Below are 18,161 nucleotides of genomic sequence, written 5' to 3'. Positions count from 1 at the left end.
AATCACTACATTACGCGCCATGAGCAATAGTTTCGACGATATGCCCTTCTTCGACGAAGAGCCGGGCGAGATGGCGCGCAAGCCGCAGCCGCCTGCCGCACCCGCCGAAAGGGCGCCCGTCGCCGGCGGCGGCATCGCGGCGCGCGCCATGGCGGCTCGCGACGGTGGCAAGCGGCCGGATTACCTCGCCGGGCTGAACCCCGAGCAGACCGAAGCCGTCGAAACGTTGGAAGGCCCCGTCCTCGTGCTGGCCGGCGCCGGCACCGGCAAGACGCGCGTACTGACGACCCGCATTGCCCATATCCTCAACACCGGCCGTGCCTTCCCCTCGCAGATCCTCGCCGTCACCTTCACCAACAAGGCGGCCCGCGAGATGAAGGAGCGCATCGCGCTGCTCGTCGGTGGCGCCGTCGAAGGCATGCCCTGGCTCGGCACCTTCCACTCGATCGGCGTCAAACTTCTGCGCCGCCACGGCGAGCTCGTCGGCCTGCGCTCCGATTTCACCATTCTCGATACCGACGACGTCGTCCGCCTGATCAAGCAGTTGATCCAGGCCGAAGGCCTCGACGACAAGCGCTGGCCGGCCAAGCAGTTCGCCGGCATGATCGACACCTGGAAGAACAAGGGTCTCGGCCCCGCCGATATCCCCGAGGGCGACGCCCGCGCCTTTGCCAATGGCCGCGGCCGCGATCTCTATTTTGCCTATCAGGCGCGCCTGACGACGCTGAACGCCTGCGACTTCGGCGACCTGCTGATGCATCCGATCGCGATCTTCCGCAAGAACCCGGATCTCTTGAAGGAATATCACGGCCGCTTCCGCTATATCCTCGTCGACGAGTATCAGGACACCAACACCGCTCAGTACATGTGGCTCAGGCTTCTCGCCCAGCGCCCCAAGGGCGAGCCGCAGAACGTCTGCTGCGTCGGCGACGACGATCAGTCGATCTATGGCTGGCGCGGCGCGGAGGTCGACAATATCCTGCGCTTCGAAAAGGATTTCCCCGGCGCCAAGGTGATCAAGCTCGAGCGCAACTACCGCTCGACCGAACATATCCTCGGCGCCGCTGCCCATCTGATCGCCCATAATGAGGGCCGCCTCGGCAAGACGCTGTTCACCGACCGCTCCGATCCCGATGACGTCAAGGTGCAGGTCCACGCCTCCTGGGATTCGGAGGAGGAAGCCCGCGCCATCGGCGAGGAGATCGAGCAGCTCCAGCGCGGCAAACATCTGCTGAACGACATGGCGATCCTCGTGCGCGCCTCCTTCCAGATGCGTGAATTCGAAGACCGCTTCGTCACCCTCGGCCTCAACTACCGTGTCATCGGCGGCCCGCGCTTCTACGAGCGCCTGGAAATCCGCGATGCCATGGCCTATTTTCGCCTGGTCGCTCAAGCCTCCGACGACCTCGCCTTCGAACGCATCATCAACACGCCGAAGCGCGGCCTCGGCGACACGACGGTACGTGCGCTGCACGACTATGCCCGCGCCCGCGATATACCAATGCTTGCGGCGGCGGCCGACATTATCGAGACGGACGAGCTGAAGCCGAAGGCGCGAAAGGCGCTCTTCGACGTGATTCAATCTTTCCGCCGATGGCAGGAACTGCTTGAAAACACACCGCATACCGAACTTGCCGAGCAGATCCTCGAAGAGTCCGGCTATACCGACATGTGGAAGAACGACAAGAGTGCCGAAGCCCCCGGCCGCCTTGAGAACCTCAAGGAACTGATCCGCTCGATGGAAAGCTTCGAGTCGATGCGCGGCTTCCTCGAACACGTCTCGCTGGTGATGGATGCCGAGACCAACGAGAACCTCGACGCCGTCTCGATCATGACGCTGCATTCGGCCAAGGGCCTGGAATTCGACACCGTCTTCCTGCCCGGCTGGGAGGAAGGCCTCTTCCCGCACCAGCGCTCGCTCGATGAGAGCGGCCGCGCCGGCCTGGAGGAGGAACGCCGCCTCGCCTATGTCGGCATCACCCGCGCCAAGCACCGCTGCCACATCTGGTTCGTCTCCAACCGCCGCATCCATGGCCTCTGGCAATCGACCCTGCCCTCGCGTTTCCTCGACGAACTGCCGGAAACCCATGTCGAGGTCGCCGAAATGGAGCAGAGCTACGGCGGTTACGGTCGCGGCGGCTACGGCCAGTCCCGCTTCGACAAGGCCGAACCCTTCGCCAACTCCTATTCCACTCCCGGCTGGAAACGCGCCCAGGCCAACAAGACCGATGCCACGCGCGACAATTGGGGCACCCGCTCCGGCCACGCCGTCGAACGTATCGGCTACGGCGAGAGCGGCCCCAAGGGGCGCACCATCGAAGGCGAGCTGGTGGCGAAATCGACCTCATCGGAACCGTCGAGGTTCACGCTCGGCGACCGCGTGTTCCACCTGAAATTCGGCAACGGCAACATCACCGGCATCGAAGGCAACAAGCTGACGATCGAATTCGACCGGGCCGGACAGAAGCGGGTCTTGGACGGGTTCGTCGAGCGCGTTTGACCTGGCATCAACACGGCGCGAAAACCTTCACCCGAGCATCCGCATCCTTCCGAGCCCGAGAATATCGTTGATCAGGGCAATGCCGATTCCGGCGGCGACGATTCCCAATCCAATCAGGAAGAGCCGGCGAGACCGATCATATTTGACGGCAAAGAGAGAATCGCGCGCGAGCAGATCGGCAAAGACCTTCACCTGGACGGCGATGCCGATGGTCAGAAACAGCATCGGCGGAATATCGATGCGGCTCCAGTCGTTGGGATTGGAAACCCAGACACTAATAAAATTAAGGGAGAAGCCGAGGATGATCCCGGCCGCCGTCAGCGATCCGTTGCGGAACGTCGCATCGATCTTTTCGTCTGGATCGGGCTCGGACATGGCTTCGCTCCGGCTTGCTGCTGAGGCAAGAAAGGCAGAAATCGCGGCAGGGAGCAAGATCGACCTGGCGTAGCGCTTCGAGAAGGCGGACGAAATGCCGCAGCGGCGGAGAGCTGGTATATCGCCCATCGCCCCTTCCGCAAGCCGCACCGGCGCGATCTCCTGCTATCGCACGCATGTGCTTCCGCTCGCCAGAACCCATGGGTCGCCAAAAAAAGCCAATAATTCCAATGAGACAGTTTTGGTAACCGAAAGGTTAACGTGCGTCGCCCCGCGCCGTCAATCGCACTTCTACCCTGTCAAAACGTCGCTTTGACGCTTTGCGCAAATCAGCTTAGCCCAAAGGCTGCCCGCCCATGAAAGGCAGGCTTCACGACGAACTTTTCAAAGGAGGTTCAAGTGACCAGTGTTTCATCTCTCGGCAGCACAGTGACCCAGTACCAGTCTCCACTTTCCAGCCTCGACAAGAATGGCGACGGTGTCATTTCGGCGGACGAGTTGGCCGCCGCCTCGCCGTCCTCGACGTCGACCGACAGCGACGACAGCAGCACCGATATCGTCAAGAAGATCACCGCCGATATCCTGTCGCTGATGCTGTCCATGCAGAAGACCGACGGCAGCGACGATCAGGGCGACGGCAGCGATCAGAGCGACGACGATTCCAAGGGCGTCTTCGCAGCGATGGATACGAATGGCGACGGCAAGTTGACCGAGTCCGAATTCCTCGCCGCCGATCCGAACAGCATCAAGACTTCAGGTGATAGCGATCCGCTCCTCACCAAGGTGTTGAGCGACATGCAGACGGCCCTTCAGGCCTACCGCAATACCTACGGCGCTTCCGCCGCAGCAGGTGATTCCGCAGCCGAAGACGTGGCGGCCGTCTAGCTGGCCAAGATCCGGGCTCTGCCGGGGGAGCCTCGATCCATCGATGCGCACAAAGGCGTCCTACGCAGGCAGATCGATTTGCCGGCAATTGCCACCGTCGCGGGCTGCGATCCGGAAATCATGCACGAGCCGTCCCCATCCCTCCGCTCCATTTCAACACGAGAACCGCCGCCAACTAACGCAATGATTGCATTAGAGCATTCTGTTTCGACGACTTACTACCGCTAGTGCCAGAATTAACACTTGCGCGTCCGCGCCTGGAAATCCACTAGTTGATCCATTCAGTGTGCTTGGCGTCTTGCACTGCAATAAAGCGAAGGGATTGGCCTTGATGAAAGCGCTGCTGCTCGTCGATATTCAGAACGGCTTCTGTCCGGGTGGCAATCTGCCGGTGCCGGAGGGCGACAATGTGGTTCCCGTCGCAAACAGACTGATCGATAGCGGCAAATACGATTTGATCGTCGCCTCGCAGGACTGGCATCCGTCTGGCCATGGCAGCTTTGCCTCCGCCCATCCGGGTGCCGCCCCCTTCGAGATGGGGGAACTGTCGGGCAAACCGCAGATGATGTGGCCCGACCACTGTATTCAGGGTACGCTTGATGCCGAACTGCATCCCGAGCTCAAATCCGAAGAGATCGACCTGATCCAGCAGAAGGGCGAGAATCCCTATATCGACAGCTATTCGGCCTTCCGCGACAATGACCGCGACGCCTCGACCGGCCTTTCCGATTTCCTCGAGGACCAGGGCGTCACCGACCTAGACGTCTGCGGACTGGCAACCGACTATTGCGTCAAATTCTCTGCGCTCGACGCGCTGGAGATGATGCCTGGTGTCCGCGTGCGCTTCATCAAGGATGCAAGCCGCGGCATCACCCCCGAAGGCGTCGCCGCCGCCATCGAGGAAATGCAGGCGCATGGCATCGCGATCATCGACAGCGCCAAGGTCCTAGCCGGCTAGTTTAGCTCGGATAACGCCCGAAAAAATCGCATCGAATGTCGGATCGGTGCAAGTCAATCCGTCCTTGGCTCTGAACGCACCAACAATGGGAGTTGAGAGATGAGAAAGTTAGTTGCTGCCGCCTTCGTGAGTTTGGACGGCGTCATGCAGGCGCCCGGTGGGCCGCGGGAGGATCCGACCGGCGGCTTCACTCAGGGCGGCTGGACCGTCAACTATTGGGACGAGCCGATGGGCCAGTTCATGGGCGGGATCTTTACCGATCCCTTCGAACTGCTGCTCGGCCGCAAGACCTACGAAATCTTCGCCGCGCACTGGCCCTTCGTCGGGAAAGACGATCCGATCGGCAAAGTCTTCAACGCCGTGACCAAATATGTCGCGACCACTTCCGCAGAGCCGCTCACCTGGGCAAATTCCGTCGCCCTGCGCGGCGATGCAGCTGCCGAAATCGCCCGGTTGAAGCAGCTGGATGGCCCCGTCCTCCTGACACAGGGCAGCAGCGGCCTGTTGCAGACCCTGTTGGCGCATGACCTGATCGACGAGTTGCGGCTTCTGACTTTCCCGCTCGTGCTTGGCCCGGGCAAACGCCTGTTCGGTCAAGGCGCCAAGCCGGAGGCGCTGAAGCTCACCGCCAACACGGTATCGACGACAGGCGTCATCATGAGCATCTACGAGCGTGCTGGCGCAATCAAGACAGGCACGTTCGAACTGGCGCAGCCCTCCGAGGCCGAAATCGCCCGCCGGGAGAGGATGAAGCGCGAGGGCTGACGCCTTCTGCCTTCCGCAATCTTTGCGGGGCGCGGCGCCGCCGCGTCCCGTTATCGGCTGCAGCGCCGCGCGTCCCTTCAAATGCGCAAGGAACGCCTTAAAACTATGCAGCAGTGCCTTTGCTCTTGTCGTCTCGCTCCAGCAGATAGATGTCCTCGGCCAGGTCCTCCATCTTCCTCAGAAGCGCCGCATGCGCATCACGAAGGCCCTGGTTGTAATAATGGGCGCCGATCTCGTCCGCGAAGAAATCGAGCAGGAATTCCGCCTGCAGCACGCCGATCGGCTGGTCGAGCTCGGCCTCGAAATAGCGGCGAATGCTGGCAACGATCGTCGCCTTCGTCTCCTTCGAAAATTCGATCTTCTTCATCATTGCCTCTTTGCCGAATGCGATCGGGACTTTGATGGTTCAGCAAAATCGATTGGTCAATCAAGGAAATTCAATTGCTGTTGCAAGCCATAGACCATAAGGGAAAACTTGTATTCCAACTGGACAAGATCGCATGAATCGCGCCGACTTTGTTGAAGGTTTGCGGGGTGGCTCCGCCGTTGCGCTGGCATCCGCGCCCTTTGGCGCTCTCTTCGGAGCGCTTGCGGTCGAAAACGGCTTGTCGCTCTCCGAAACCGCCTTCATGAGCGCCACCGTCTACGCCGGCGCTAGCCAGATGGTCGGTATCGAACTCTTCGGTCACAATGTCCACGCCTGGCTGATCGTGCTGTCGATCCTCGCCGTCAATTTCCGCCACGTGCTCTATTCGGCGGCCCTGGCGCGCTACATCGGCCATTTCACGCCGGTGCAGAAATTCTTCACCTTTTTCCTGCTCGTCGATCCGCAATTCGCCGAAGCGGTCAAGCGCGGCGAGGCCGGCCGGCAACTCACCTTCGCCTGGTATTTCGGCTTCGCCATCATCATCTACGTCCCCTGGGTGCTGATCAGCGTCGCCGGCGGCATGCTCGGCGGCTTCATTGGCGATCCCAAGGCCATCGGCCTCGACATCCTGCTGCCGGCTTATTTCCTTGGCATCGTCCTCGGCTTCCGCAAGCGAGACAATTTCCTACCGGTGGCGCTCGTCAGCGCGGTGGCTTCCGTGCTCGCCTACCGCTATGTCGGCTCGCCCTGGCATGTCAGCCTCGGCGCCGCCGTCGGCATCGTGCTCGCCGCCGTGCTGCCTTTGCCGCAGCAAGAGCCTGATCTCGAAGCCGACGCCCTTCAATCCGAAGTGCACGAGGTCTGAGCCATGGAATTCGATCTTCACATGGCGCTCGTCATCCTCGCCGCAGCAGCTGCCACCTTCGCCACCCGAATCGGCGGATATATCCTCATCACCCGCATGAAGAGCATTCCGCCGCGCATGGAGGCGGCGCTGAATGCCGTGCCGGCCGCCGTGCTGACGACGCTGGTTGCACCCGCCTTCTTCATCGGCGGCTGGGAATCGAAGCTGGCGCTGATCGTCGCCCTCTTCATCGGCTTGCGCTTCACCCACACATGGATGCTGGTCGCCGCCTGGATCGTCGTGATGATCTGGCGCCATGCCGGCGGGTTCTGAGCACCGGCCCGGGGCCGGCGCCGAGACATCTTAGTATTCCAGCTTAGTATTCCAGCGGCAGCGTCGCGTTTTCGAGCCACGCCCTGACATTGTGATCATGGATGAGCGGCATCAGCGCCTCGCAGGTGCGGCGATGATAGTCGTTGAACCAGTGCAGTTCGTCATGGGTCAGCAGCTCGGGAATGACGAGGCTGCGGTCGATCGGGCAGAAAGTCAGCGTCTCGAATCCGAGCATAGGCGCATCGCCGCCCTCGATCTCTTCGGCCCCGCGCACGTAGATCAGGTTCTCGATGCGGATGCCGAAGCTGCCGGGCCGGTAATAGCCCGGCTCGTTTGAAAGGATCATGCCGGGCAGCAGTTCCTGCGTCGAAAGCCTGGAGATGCGCTGCGGCCCCTCATGCACCGAAAGATAGGAGCCGACGCCGTGGCCTGTGCCGTGAGCGAAATCGGCGCCGGCCCGCCACAGCGCGATGCGCGCCAGCGGATCGAGATCGCAGCCGCGCGTGCCCTTAGGGAAACGCGCGGTGCTGATGTCTATCATCCCTTTCAGCACCAGCGTGAAGAAGCGCCGATGCTCTTCCGCCACCGCGCCGATGCCGACGGTGCGGGTGATGTCGGTCGTACCGTTGATATATTGCGCGCCGGAATCGATCAGGAACAGTTCGCCGGCCTCGATCATCCGGTTGGTCTCGGTCGTCACACGGTAATGCATGATCGCCGCATGTTCGCCGGCTCCCGAAATCGTGTCGAAGGAAATGTCCTTCAGCGGGTTCTGCATGCTCTGGCCGACGCGGGCGCGCGCCGCTTCGAGATGCTCGGCAGCAGCGATCTCGCTGACCGTGCCGGGTTTTGTCTGCGACAGCCAATAGAGGAACTCCACCATCGCCGCACCGTCCTGCAGATGCGCGGCGGCCGAGCCGTTGATCTCGACGTCATTCTTCACTGCGCGCGGCAACTTGGCGGGATCGGCGCCCTCCACCACTTCGCCGCCCGCCTTGCGGATGATCTCCGCCAGCGCATAGGAGGCGACATCAGGGTCGATCAGCACGCGGCCGCCATCCCTCGAAACGGCAGCCAACCTCTCCTCCAGCGCCGAGGGCGGCAGCTGCGTGCAGATCTGCGCGAGATAGGCCTCCGGCTCGATGCCGGTCTTGCGCTTGTCGAGGAAGATCTCGGCCCGGCCGTCAGCATGGATGATGGCGCGCGCCAGCGGATGCGGCGTGTGCGGCACGTCGGCGCCGCGGATATTGAAGGTCCAGGCGACAGAAGAGGGATCGGCGATCAACACCGCCGCAAGATTCTTCTTCGAAAGATCGGCGGCGATCGTCGCGATCTTCTCTCTCGCCAGCACGCCGGCCTGCGCGACGTTCTGGATGCTGACCGCGCCGAGCGGCTCGGCCGGCCGGTCGCTCCAAAGCCTGTCGAGCGGATTGTGCGGCAGGAAGACCAGCGTGCCGCCGATCTGCGAAAGGGCTCTTTCCAGCCGGCGCACCTCGGCACCCGCATGCAGCCAGGGGTCGATGCCGAGCCGCAGGCCGTTGCTGCCGTTTGCCGCAAGCCAGACATGCGGCGGCTCGTTGACGAGATCGCCGCCAGAAAAGACCGAACCGTCGACCTGTTCGGCAAGCTGCGTCACATAGCGCCCGTCGACGAAGACGATCGCCTGCGTGCGCAGGATGAGCGCAATGCCTGCGGAACCGGTAAAGCCCGTCAGCCACGCGAGACGCTCGGAACCTGCAGGAACATATTCGCCGTTGAACTCGTCGGCGCGCGGCACGAGGAAGGCGTCGATGCCGAGCGTATCGAAACCGGCCCGCAGCGCCGATACACGATCCCTGCCGAATTGCGGCGTGGAGGTAACCTCGAAAGACTGGAACATGCTGGAAACCCGAATGATTGAGACGAATCCGGTTAATGGGATGCTGGCCATGTTAGCGAAATTTCAACCGATGGGGAGAAAAAGCGACCAAACGAGTCGAAACCTCTGGGGCCGCTCAACATTTTGACAGAACTGTGACGCCAAAAGTTAATTTGGCACGCTTTATGCATTGGCCGCATGGCTCCCATGAGCGAAACCCTCTGCCTCCGCATTTCAGAATAGCTATATAGGCGTCATCGAACGGTTCGCGATGAACCTGCAAACAAAGGAATTCTTGAAATGACCGCCTCTCTCTCGCGCTTCGCATATAGCAGCCCGGTGCAGGCTGGCGAACGCCAGACCGTGCGTCACGTGATCGGCGCCCGCCGCCCGCAGAACGAGGACAGCCTCAAGCTGCTCGGCGCCGGCCAGCGGGCCACGCGCCACAAGGGTGCCCTCAGCTACGCGTTCTAAGCCTGGAAGCCAGTCCGTCTCCTCCCTCCCGGACCGGCCTATTGGAATGCAGTAGAGCCCGCTCGAGCGCTCCTCCCCTTGAGCTCGCGGGCATTGACCGGATAGACCGGTCCAAGGCGGTGCCATCGGCACCGCCTTTTTCTTTTGCCGTTTCCGGATGCGACGCATGCCCAAACCGTGCAGCAGTTTGGGGATGACGACATTGCATAAAAACAAGGATCTAACCGCGTCGCATGAATCAAATTCTATGCGACGCGCATTAGGGTCGGTCGAAGTGGATGGTCACCCAGCCGTTGCGCCAGATGGTTCTGACATGGCGAAGCCTCGCGCCGCTATAGGCGGCGATCACCTTCCAGCGTTGCCCGGCAAGGATGCCGGAGAGAATGACCGATCCGCCAGGCGCAAGATGCGCCGCAAGCTTCGGTGCCATGCGGATCAGCGGCCGGGCGAGAATGTTGGCGATGATGAGATCGAAGGGACCGTGCTCGGAAAAGGCCGTCGAATGAAAGCCCGGCGCGGTCCTGGTGACGATGCCCGAGGCAATGCCGTTGCGGCGCACGTTTTCGGCCGCCACCTTCGTCGCGATCGGATCGATGTCGGTCGCAAGCACTGGTATGTTCCTGAGCTTGCGCACCGCAATCGCCAGCACGCCGCTGCCGGTGCCGAGATCGAGCGCGTTGCGGACCGGGCGCGAGCGCACCACGGCATCGATCACCTCGAGGCAGCCCGCCGTCGTGCCGTGATGACCGGTACCGAAGGCCTGGCCGGCATCGATCTCGATGGCGATGTCGCCGGAGCGAATCTTGTCGCGGTCATGCGAACCATGCACCAGGAAGCGCCCTGCCCTGACGGGCTTCAGTCCCTCCAGCGATTTCACCACCCAGTCGACATCCGGGATGACTTCCCGCTGCAACCGGGCATCAGGGAAAGAGGTCCTCAATGCCTCCTCGACGCGGGAATGCACCTCCGCCTCGTCCTCGGCCATCATATAGATCGAGGCTTCCCAGATATCCTTCTTCTCATCGATCTCGGTGGTGCCGATGGCAAAGTCTTCTTCACCGAAGACCGCACTCAGAAGGTCGAGGATCTGTTCGGCCTTGCTTTCGGTCGTCGTCACGTAAAGGCGGATTTCACTCACGATAGGCGGTCTTTCCCGTTTCCGTTGCCCGCCATCGGTCGAGCCAACGCCCCATCACGCTGAAACCATCACCCCTTGCTGACGAGATTCTCCAGCTTCTTTACCGCCGTGTCCGGGTTTTCGCCATAGGCGATCGTTCCGGAAAAGCGCCCGGCCGAATCGAGCAAGAAGACCGAAGCGGTGTGATCCATCGTATAGTCGCCGTTCGGATCCTTCTCGTCGACTGGCACCTTCTTGGCGTAGACGCGGAACCCCTTGATAACCTCGGCGATCTTGTCAGGCGCGCCGGAAATGCCGGTGATGCGCTTGGAAACGTTGGAGACGTATTCGTTCATGATCTCGGGCGTGTCGCGCTCCGGATCGACGGTCACGAAATAGGCCTGCAGCTTGTCGCCCTTCGGATCGACCTTCTCCATCCAGCCGTTCAGCTCGAAAAGCGTCGTCGGGCATACTTCCGGGCAATGGGTGAAGCCGAAAAACAGCGCCGTCGGCTTGCCGCGCAGCGCCTGCTCGGTGATCGGCTGCCCGCTTTGGGAGACCAGGGTGAAGGGAACGCCGAAGGGAGCCTCCGCCACCACATTCCCCGATCTGTTGAGATAGTACGTGAACCCGCCAAGAAACCCGGCAAGTATCAGGACACCGATCCAGACGGCGATGCGGAATGTCTTCATTGGCATGATCCTCGATCCAGGCGGATATGTACCGCCCGCCCCTTGCCCCGCGTGATTATAGTCTCGACCGAACGGGCGCAATTCAACAATATGTTTTCTAACCCGCGATCGATTGTCTCACCGGAGACGACGCCGTGCCCTCGGTCGGATCGGCTAAAAATCGAAAGCAACACGTTTTGATGATGTGTTCTCAGCCGAACAAGCAGTTTCGAGATAGATATCGTTAGCAAAGGCTTAAGTCGTTGTATCTATATTAGCAATCGCGTGCGGCGCTCTTCTGCCGTTCTGACATGATGTCTGCCGCGTGGCGAAAACCCCGGACTCCGCATGAGGGAAGACAAACACGAATCCGAGCGGTTTTCGGAAGGGGTATTTCGTGACCAACTCAGCGGCGCGCAAGAGCCTGTCGGCCAGCCAGCGGCTTTCGACGCTCGACGGCGCGGCGTTTCCAGGTTTCGGAACAATGATCGGCGCCGGCTGGTACGAAGCGCTTCGCCAGATCGGCGAAGATGTTTTGCGCATCCATGAACATGTTAAATCAATCGTAACCTCTGCGCGCGAACAATCCGTGGGACTGAACGAAATCAATACATCCATCAGCCAGATGGATCAGGTCACGCAGACGAACGCCGTAGACCATAGGCTCGGCATCGACGCCGCAAACCTGATGCAACTGGTCATGCAGTTCAAGACTGGCGAGGGCATGAGCGCCCGGCAAACGCCGCGAGAGGGACCTGCCGCCTCGCATTCGAGACAATCACCCGCGCGCAGCCTGATCGGTAAAATCGCGGTCGCATTCAACGGCGGCACTGCCGCCAAAGTCATCGCTTCTCCCGTCGGGGACAACTGGGAAGAATTCTGACCATGAACAACAACGCCATCAAGCAGTCGGGCGCTTATCTCGAAATCGTTTCGTTCCACCTGGGCGACCAGGAGTTCTGCATCGACATCATGGCCATCCGCGAAATCCGCGGCTGGGCGCCGGTGACGCCGATGCCGCACACCCCGCCCTATGTGCTGGGTCTCATCAACCTGCGCGGTGCGGTGATCCCCGTCATCGACATGGCCTGCCGCCTCGGCATGAAGATGACCGAGCCCTCCGAGCGCTCGGCGATCATCGTCACCGACATTGCGGGCAAGCTGGTCGGTCTGCTGGTCGAGCAGGTTTCCGACATGATGACCATCAAGAGCGAAGATCTGCAGCCGCCGCCGGAAATCATCCCGGAAGCCCAGCGCGCCTTCTGCCGCGGCATCGTCGCGCTCGAAAAGACCATGGTCTGCTTCTTGAATCTCGACACGGTCATTGCCGACGAACTGACGCAGGCCGCCTGAGGGCTATCCATATCTGGAATTCGAAGGCCCGGCTCGTCCGGGCCTTTTTGATTTTGCAATGAGAGAAAAAGGGAAGCAGCGCTCTTTCCAAATATCTCACAGCAGAAGCTCTATTGCGGCTTCCCATTCTTCCAGACAACGTTCTGCCCATAGAGCGGAATGGTCGAGATCGACATCTTCGCCGAGCCGTCGGTCAGTTCGCGCGAATGGGCGAGATAGATCAGCGTGTCGTTCGTCTTATCGTAGATGCGGTTGACGACCAGCGTCTTCCAGATCAGCGACATGCCCTGGCGGAACACCTCGCTGCCATCCTTGGACAGATCGATACTACCGATCTCGATCGGCCCGGTCTGCCGGCAGGCGATGGAATTATTGGACGGGTCCTCGAACCAGTTGCCGTTCTTGAACCGGTCGATCAAGCTGCGATCGAAATAGGTGACGTGACAGGTGATGCCCTTGACCTCAGGGTCGGAGACCGCCTCGACAATGATGTCGTTGCCGATCCAGTCGACCCCGACCTTGCCGACGACTTCGGCTGAGGCAGCGCCTGCGGAAAGGACGGCGAAGGAAAAGGCGGCGAGGAGAAGATTGCGCAGTCTGGACATGGCGGCTCCCTGAATAATCCGCATTTTAGATAAGCATGCACCCATGCTTTGCAAGAAATGGGGCTCGTGGAAGGAATCAGCCTTTCCGGCAGGTACAGGGCTCGTAGGCCCGCGCAGTCAGCCGGCCGGGCCTCATGCCGATCAGCGCCGGTATCGCGTGAACGGCGTTGGCCTTGACGGCTTTCGCCATCTCGATCGCCGCGGCCGCGCAGACCACAGCATCCTCGGCAGCGTTGTGGTGCACGAAACGCAGGCCGAGATGCTCGGCGATCAGGTTCAAACGGTGCGAGAGGAAATGCGGCCAGATTCGTTGCGCCATCTTCAGGCTGCAGAGATAGGTAAGCTCCGGATAGGATTGCCGGTAGAGATCGAGGCTCGCCCGCCAGACGCTGAAATCGAAGGAAGCATTGTGCGCGATCATCGTCGCGCCGCGAAAATCCTCCTCGAACTCGTCCATCACCTCGGGAAACTCGGGCGCGTCCTCGACATGCTCCGGCCGGATGCCATGGATTGCGATGTTCATCCCGGAAAAGCGCATCTCCCGCGGTCGGATCAGTCGCTCTTCGACGCGCGTGACCCTGCCCTCCTCGATCCAGGCAAGGCCGACGGAACAGGCGCTGCCGCGCTGTTCGTTCGCCGTCTCGAAGTCAATCGCGATGGTCTTCAAATCAGCAACCCGAATCGTTTCTTCAGGAACAGGAATACCGCCCCGCTTCCGGCCGCGCAAATTCGACACGACGCATGGTTGACTTTTTAACCCCCATATCGAAACTTGCCGCCATGATCAGTTCCGTGACCATGGCAGCGCTTATCCATCACACCACGACCCTTGAAGGGTACGCGGGAGCGATGGCGCGTTAGCAGCGATCCGATCATCATCCCGAAACCCTGCCGAGGCGAGCAGGGTTTTCGGAAACCGGCTCTCCTCCTGACACCGATGGAGAGCATGAATGTCCGAAAACGAAGAGAATGAACCTCGCGGCCGAGCGCGCCTGCCGGATGGCGTCCTGGTGCGCGCCGTCCGCCTGTCCGATGCGGAGGAGATCACGGATCTCATAAATCTGCCGGGCTATAGGGCCGGCACCTTGAGGCCGCCCTACCAGCGGGTCGAGGAGGTTCGCAAGCACATGGAAATCCCGTCGCCAGGCGCGCTCAACCTCGTCGTCACCCAAAATGGCAAGATCGTCGGCAATGGCGGCCTCAACCGCCTCTCCGGCCGTCGGCAGCACGTCGCCAGTATCGGCATGGGCGTGCATGACGATTTCACCGGCCGCGGCTTCGGACGGATCCTGCTCGGCGCGATGGTCGACGCCGCCGACGACTGGCTTGATATCAAACGGCTGGAACTGACCGTCTACACCGACAACGATGTCGCCATCGGCCTCTACCGGAAATTCGGCTTCGAACGGGAAGGCCTGCTAAGGGCCTTCGGCTTTCGATCCGGGGAGTATGTCGACGCCTATGGGATGGCGCGGCTCAGGCTATGAGAAAACGGGCTGGCGGCTTGCCGTCAGCCCCTCACCCGCTGATCAGTGCCAGCCATTCGTCCTCGTCCATCGTCTGCACGCCAAGCTCGCGTGCCTTGTCGAGCTTGGAGCCAGCACCTGGGCCGGCGACGACGATGTCGGTCTTCTTGGAGACCGATCCCGCCACCTTGGCGCCGAGGCTCTCCGCCCTCGCCTTCGCCTCGTCGCGGGTAAACTTTTCCAGCGAGCCGGTGAAAACCACGGTCTTGCCGGCGACCGGGCTGCCTGTCGTCACCGGCTGCTCGGCCTCCTCGGGCGTCACCTCCTCGATAAGCCGGGTGATCACCTCGACATTGCGCGGCTCCTTGTAGAATTCGACGATAGCCCGCGCCACGACCTCGCCGATGCCCTCGATGGCGTTGAGATCGTTCCAGGCGTCGCCGGCAAGCGTCTCGGCCTCCCGCATCGCCGTCTCAAAGGCGGCATAGGTGCCATAGGAGCGCGCCAGCAGCTTCGCCGTGGTCTCGCCGACGTGACGGATGCCGAGCGCGTAGATGAAGCGGTGGAGCGCAATGCTGCGCCGTTCGTTGATCGCCGCATAGAGCTTGCCGACGCTGACCTTGCCGAAACCGTCAATATTCTCCAGCTTGGTCAGCGATTGCTGCTGGCGCTTCTCCAGCGTGAAGATATCGGGCGCGGTGCGGATCTGCAGCGACGCGTCGTCGTTTTCGAAGAAGAAGTCGATCTGCTTCGAACCGAGCCCTTCAATATCGAAAGCGTTGCGCGAAACGAAGTGCTTCAAATGCTCCGTCGCCTGCGCCCGGCAGATGAAGCCACCGGTGCAGCGGCGCACCGAATCCATCTTGCCGGTCTTCTCGTTGACCTCGCGCACGGCATGCGAACCGCAGACCGGGCATGTCTTCGGGAATTCGTATGGCCGGGCGTCGGCCGCGCGTTTTTCCATCACCACATCGAGGATCTGCGGAATGACGTCGCCGGCGCGCTGAACGATGACGGTATCGCCCTCACGGATATCGTGTTCCTCCGGTCGGATGCGCTCGCCGCTATTGCCGATGCCCTTGATGTAATCCTCGTTGTGCAGCGTCGCATTGGTGACGACGACGCCGCCAACCGTAATCGGCTTCAGCCGCGCCACCGGCGTCAGCGCCCCGGTGCGACCGACCTGAATCTCGACCTTTTCGACCTCGGTGAAGGCCTGCTCCGCCGGAAACTTGTGCGCCGTCGCCCAGCGCGGCGAACGCGAGCGGAAGCCAAGACGAGCCTGCAGCTCGAGACTGTCGACCTTATAGACGACGCCGTCGATGTCGTAGTCGAGATCCGGGCGCTCGAGGCCGATCTCGTCATAATGCGCCAGGATGTCGGCGACCGAGTTCAATCGCTTCATCAGCGGATTGACGGGAAAACCCCAGTCCTTGAAGGTCTGCACCATACCGAACTGTGTGTCGGCGGGCATCTCCGACATCTCGCCCCAGGCATAAGCGAAGAATTTCAGCTTGCGGCTCGCCGTCACCTTGGCGTCGAGTTGGCGCAACGATCCGGCCGCGGTGTTGCGCGGATTGACATAGGTCTGCTTGCCCTCCGCCTCCATCTGCCGGTTCAGCGCCAGGAAATCGCTCTTGGCCATATAGACTTCACCGCGGATCTCCACGACCGCGGGCGCGCCCTTCGGCAGCTCGTTGGGGATCTCGGCGATGGTCCGGATGTTGGCGGTGACGTTCTCCCCCGTCGTGCCGTCGCCACGCGTTGCAGCCGTCACCAGCCTGCCATTCTCGTAACGGATCGACATCGAAAGACCGTCGATCTTCGGCTCGGCGGTAAAGGCGATCGACTGGTCGGGCAGCCGGCCGAGGAAGCGATAGACGCCGGCGACGAAATCCTGCACGTCCTCCTGCGAGAAAGTGTTGTCGAGCGACAGCATCGGCCGCGCGTGGATGACGGGCGAGAAGGTGACGGAGGGCGCTGCACCGACATGCCGCGATGGGCTGTCTTCGCGGATCAACTCGGGAAAGCGCGCCTCGAGCGCATCATTGCGGCGCTTCAGCGCGTCGTAATCGGCATCCGAAATCTCCGGCTGGTCCTTGCCGTGGTAGAGCGCATCGTGATGCGCGATCTCCTTTGCCAGCCGTTCAAGCTCGGCGGCAGCCTCTTCGATCGTCAACGTGTCGACGGCGGAACCTTCGGTGGACATGGAACATCACTCCAGAGAATCTGGTCAGAAATCTGGATTGTTTTTAGAGCAAAATTTCTGGATGAAAAGGGAGACCACATATCCTGCGAAAGGAAGGTCGGTTGCCCGGCCTATTCCCAATCCCTGGCATTGCGCAGCCGGATGCCGCTGACATGCAGGCCGGTGTTCCGGAGGCTCTTCAACGGCTGCAGGCTATCGACCACCCTGAGCTCCACCCCGCGCGGCGCAAACTCCCGGTCGAGCCGCGAGATGGCGGTGCGCTCGGTGGGAACAACGCGTCTGCGGGCCACCCACATGCCCGCATCATCCAGATCCTCGAAATTGTCAGCCGGAAGCTCGTAGCGATGGATCGTCTCTGTCGAGAGCCTTTCCAACCAATGGCGCTCGACATAGGCCGCGCCCCGGTAATCCCCGAGCCAGCGCCGCCGCTCGGCCTCCCGCGTCTCGGGTGTCGCCCAGATCAGGATCCGCGGGCAGTCGCGCGGATAGAGATACATGAAGTCATGATCGGCATCGATCGCCCAGACCAGCGGACCGTTCAGCCATTCCCGGCCGGTCGGGCGAATCGAGGGAGTGCGGACCGGGCGCGGTTCGAACACGGCAATATCGGGATTATCGCTGAAATGGAAAAGGCGCATGGCAAGGGATCGCCTCTGATCGGGGATATTGCGCATAACGCGAAGCGGAACGCTTGTCACCGCTCGCCGTCGCTTGGCGATCAGCCGTTGCCGGCAAGCAGCCGCTTCGCCGCCGCCCTCGCCTCTTCGGTGACCGAAGCCCCGGCCAGCATACGGGCGATCTCCTCGGTACGGTCCTTCTGCGCCATCGTCGCGACGCGGGTGGCGATCTTTTCCGAACCGTCGGCCACCGGCCCCTTGGAGATTAAGAGATGCGTCGCAGCCCGTGCCGCGACCTGCGGCGCATGCGTAACCGACAGCACCTGCACCCGCTCCGACAGCCGCTTCAGCCGCTGGCCGATCGCATCGGCCACAGCACCGCCGACGCCGGTATCGATTTCGTCGAAGACCAGCGTCGGGGCCGATCCGCGATCGGCGAGCGCCACCTTCAGCGCCAGCAGGAAACGCGAGAGTTCGCCGCCCGAAGCGACTTTCATGATCGAGCCCGGCCGCGTGCCCGGATTGGTCTGGACATGGAACTCGACGACGTCGATGCCTTCGGCCGCCGCCTCCCCCGCATCCGTGCTGATCTCGACCATGAAACGGGCCCGTTCGAGCTTCAGCGCCGGCAGCTCGGCCATGACAGCCCCGGCCAGTGCGGTGCCGGCATGATGGCGCTTGTCGGACAGTGARCGCGCCGCTGCATCGTAATTTTCCCGCGCGAGGCCAACCTCGGCTTCGAGCCGCGCAAGCCGCTCCTCGCC

General features: G+C 61.7%; 19 protein-coding genes and 1 pseudogene. 10 read left to right on the top strand and 10 right to left on the bottom strand.

Annotation, left to right across the window (positions count from 1 at the left end):
• The first annotated feature begins 19 nt into the window (after positions 1–19).
• On the top strand, positions 20–2,500 hold the full coding sequence (locus AC1D1Z_RS26095) for an ATP-dependent helicase (RefSeq protein WP_018242833.1): 2,481 nt from the start codon (positions 20–22) through the stop codon (positions 2,498–2,500).
• A 27-nt stretch (positions 2,501–2,527) separates the two neighbouring features.
• On the opposite strand, the gene AC1D1Z_RS26090 is transcribed toward AC1D1Z_RS26095, so the two are convergent.
• Entirely contained in the window at positions 2,528–2,875 is a 348-nt protein-coding gene (locus tag AC1D1Z_RS26090; protein WP_026188466.1) for a hypothetical protein, read from the bottom strand.
• Between the two features lie 399 nt (positions 2,876–3,274).
• On the opposite strand from AC1D1Z_RS26090, the gene AC1D1Z_RS26085 reads away from it, so the two are divergent.
• The 3 genes from AC1D1Z_RS26085 to AC1D1Z_RS26075 all read left to right on the top strand — a co-directional run bounded on the left by AC1D1Z_RS26085 (position 3,275) and on the right by AC1D1Z_RS26075 (position 5,483).
• Positions 3,275–3,760, top strand: a complete 486-nt coding sequence (locus tag AC1D1Z_RS26085; RefSeq protein WP_130652756.1) for an EF-hand domain-containing protein — start codon at positions 3,275–3,277, stop codon at positions 3,758–3,760.
• Between the two features lie 331 nt (positions 3,761–4,091).
• Positions 4,092–4,718, top strand: coding sequence for a bifunctional nicotinamidase/pyrazinamidase (pncA, locus tag AC1D1Z_RS26080; protein ID WP_130652757.1), 627 nt, complete (start codon positions 4,092–4,094; stop codon positions 4,716–4,718).
• A 99-nt stretch (positions 4,719–4,817) separates the two neighbouring features.
• Positions 4,818–5,483 carry a dihydrofolate reductase family protein gene (locus AC1D1Z_RS26075; protein ID WP_130652758.1) on the top strand — a complete coding sequence of 222 codons (666 nt, stop codon included), beginning with the start codon at positions 4,818–4,820 and terminating at the stop codon, positions 5,481–5,483.
• Between the two features lie 103 nt (positions 5,484–5,586).
• Here the strand turns inward: AC1D1Z_RS26075 and AC1D1Z_RS26070 are convergent, their stop codons facing one another.
• Positions 5,587–5,850: a DUF2164 domain-containing protein gene (locus AC1D1Z_RS26070; RefSeq protein ID WP_130652759.1), complete on the bottom strand. Its 264-nt coding sequence runs from the start codon at positions 5,848–5,850 to the stop codon at positions 5,587–5,589.
• Positions 5,851–5,983: 133 nt separating this feature from the next.
• Here AC1D1Z_RS26070 and AC1D1Z_RS26065 point away from each other — a divergent pair, with 133 nt between their 5' ends.
• Together AC1D1Z_RS26065 and AC1D1Z_RS26060 are read left to right on the top strand one after the other, a co-directional pair.
• Positions 5,984–6,715, top strand: coding sequence for an AzlC family ABC transporter permease (locus AC1D1Z_RS26065; RefSeq protein WP_018242839.1), 732 nt, complete (start codon positions 5,984–5,986; stop codon positions 6,713–6,715).
• 3 nt (positions 6,716–6,718) lie between these two features.
• Positions 6,719–7,027: an AzlD family protein gene (locus tag AC1D1Z_RS26060; RefSeq protein WP_018242840.1), complete on the top strand. Its 309-nt coding sequence runs from the start codon at positions 6,719–6,721 to the stop codon at positions 7,025–7,027.
• Positions 7,028–7,070: 43 nt separating this feature from the next.
• Here the strand turns inward: AC1D1Z_RS26060 and AC1D1Z_RS26055 are convergent, their stop codons facing one another.
• A complete protein-coding gene (locus AC1D1Z_RS26055) occupies positions 7,071–8,906 on the bottom strand; it encodes an aminopeptidase P family protein (RefSeq protein ID WP_130652760.1) in 1,836 nt (611 codons plus the stop codon).
• Between the two features lie 279 nt (positions 8,907–9,185).
• Here AC1D1Z_RS26055 and AC1D1Z_RS26050 point away from each other — a divergent pair, with 279 nt between their 5' ends.
• Positions 9,186–9,359, top strand: a complete 174-nt coding sequence (locus AC1D1Z_RS26050) for a hypothetical protein (RefSeq protein WP_012758267.1) — start codon at positions 9,186–9,188, stop codon at positions 9,357–9,359.
• Positions 9,360–9,618: 259 nt separating this feature from the next.
• Here AC1D1Z_RS26050 and AC1D1Z_RS26045 read toward each other — a convergent pair whose 3' ends face one another.
• Positions 9,619–10,497, bottom strand: a complete 879-nt coding sequence (locus AC1D1Z_RS26045; RefSeq protein ID WP_130652761.1) for a 50S ribosomal protein L11 methyltransferase — start codon at positions 10,495–10,497, stop codon at positions 9,619–9,621.
• Between the two features lie 68 nt (positions 10,498–10,565).
• Positions 10,566–11,168 carry an SCO family protein gene (locus AC1D1Z_RS26040; RefSeq protein ID WP_026188469.1) on the bottom strand — a complete coding sequence of 201 codons (603 nt, stop codon included), beginning with the start codon at positions 11,166–11,168 and terminating at the stop codon, positions 10,566–10,568.
• 484 nt (positions 11,169–11,652) lie between these two features.
• On the opposite strand from AC1D1Z_RS26040, the pseudogene AC1D1Z_RS26035 reads away from it, so the two are divergent.
• A pseudogene (locus AC1D1Z_RS26035) lies at positions 11,653–12,030 on the top strand (methyl-accepting chemotaxis protein); the annotation flags it as partial.
• 2 nt (positions 12,031–12,032) lie between these two features.
• The gene (locus AC1D1Z_RS26030) at positions 12,033–12,500 is read left to right on the top strand and encodes a chemotaxis protein CheW (RefSeq protein WP_017965084.1); all 468 of its coding nucleotides are present in this window, start codon (positions 12,033–12,035) and stop codon (positions 12,498–12,500) included.
• Positions 12,501–12,610: 110 nt separating this feature from the next.
• Here AC1D1Z_RS26030 and AC1D1Z_RS26025 read toward each other — a convergent pair whose 3' ends face one another.
• Both AC1D1Z_RS26025 and AC1D1Z_RS26020 read right to left on the bottom strand, forming a co-directional pair.
• Positions 12,611–13,105, bottom strand: coding sequence for a CreA family protein (locus tag AC1D1Z_RS26025; protein WP_130652762.1), 495 nt, complete (start codon positions 13,103–13,105; stop codon positions 12,611–12,613).
• A gap of 76 nt (positions 13,106–13,181) precedes the next feature.
• Entirely contained in the window at positions 13,182–13,772 is a 591-nt protein-coding gene (locus AC1D1Z_RS26020) for a 3'-5' exonuclease (RefSeq protein ID WP_028732831.1), read from the bottom strand.
• A 283-nt stretch (positions 13,773–14,055) separates the two neighbouring features.
• Between AC1D1Z_RS26020 and AC1D1Z_RS26015 the strand changes: the two genes are divergently transcribed.
• Complete coding sequence (locus tag AC1D1Z_RS26015) at positions 14,056–14,592, top strand: GNAT family N-acetyltransferase (protein WP_130652763.1); 537 nt, start codon at positions 14,056–14,058, stop codon at positions 14,590–14,592.
• Between the two features lie 31 nt (positions 14,593–14,623).
• On the opposite strand, the gene ligA is transcribed toward AC1D1Z_RS26015, so the two are convergent.
• The 3 genes from ligA to AC1D1Z_RS26000 all read right to left on the bottom strand — a co-directional run.
• Entirely contained in the window at positions 14,624–16,780 is a 2,157-nt protein-coding gene (gene ligA / locus AC1D1Z_RS26010) for an NAD-dependent DNA ligase LigA (RefSeq protein ID WP_130652764.1), read from the bottom strand.
• 110 nt (positions 16,781–16,890) lie between these two features.
• The gene (locus tag AC1D1Z_RS26005) at positions 16,891–17,418 is read right to left on the bottom strand and encodes a DUF6886 family protein (protein WP_113542719.1); all 528 of its coding nucleotides are present in this window, start codon (positions 17,416–17,418) and stop codon (positions 16,891–16,893) included.
• Positions 17,419–17,498: 80 nt separating this feature from the next.
• Positions 17,499–18,161, bottom strand: a 663-nt coding sequence (locus AC1D1Z_RS26000; protein ID WP_477851997.1) for a DNA repair protein RecN, incomplete at its 5' end; no start/stop codon positions are given.

Source organism: Rhizobium sp. P1_E1, from assembly GCF_056406015.1.
Note: the sequence above shows the minus strand (reverse complement) of the source record. Positions and strands in the feature narration are given on the sequence as shown.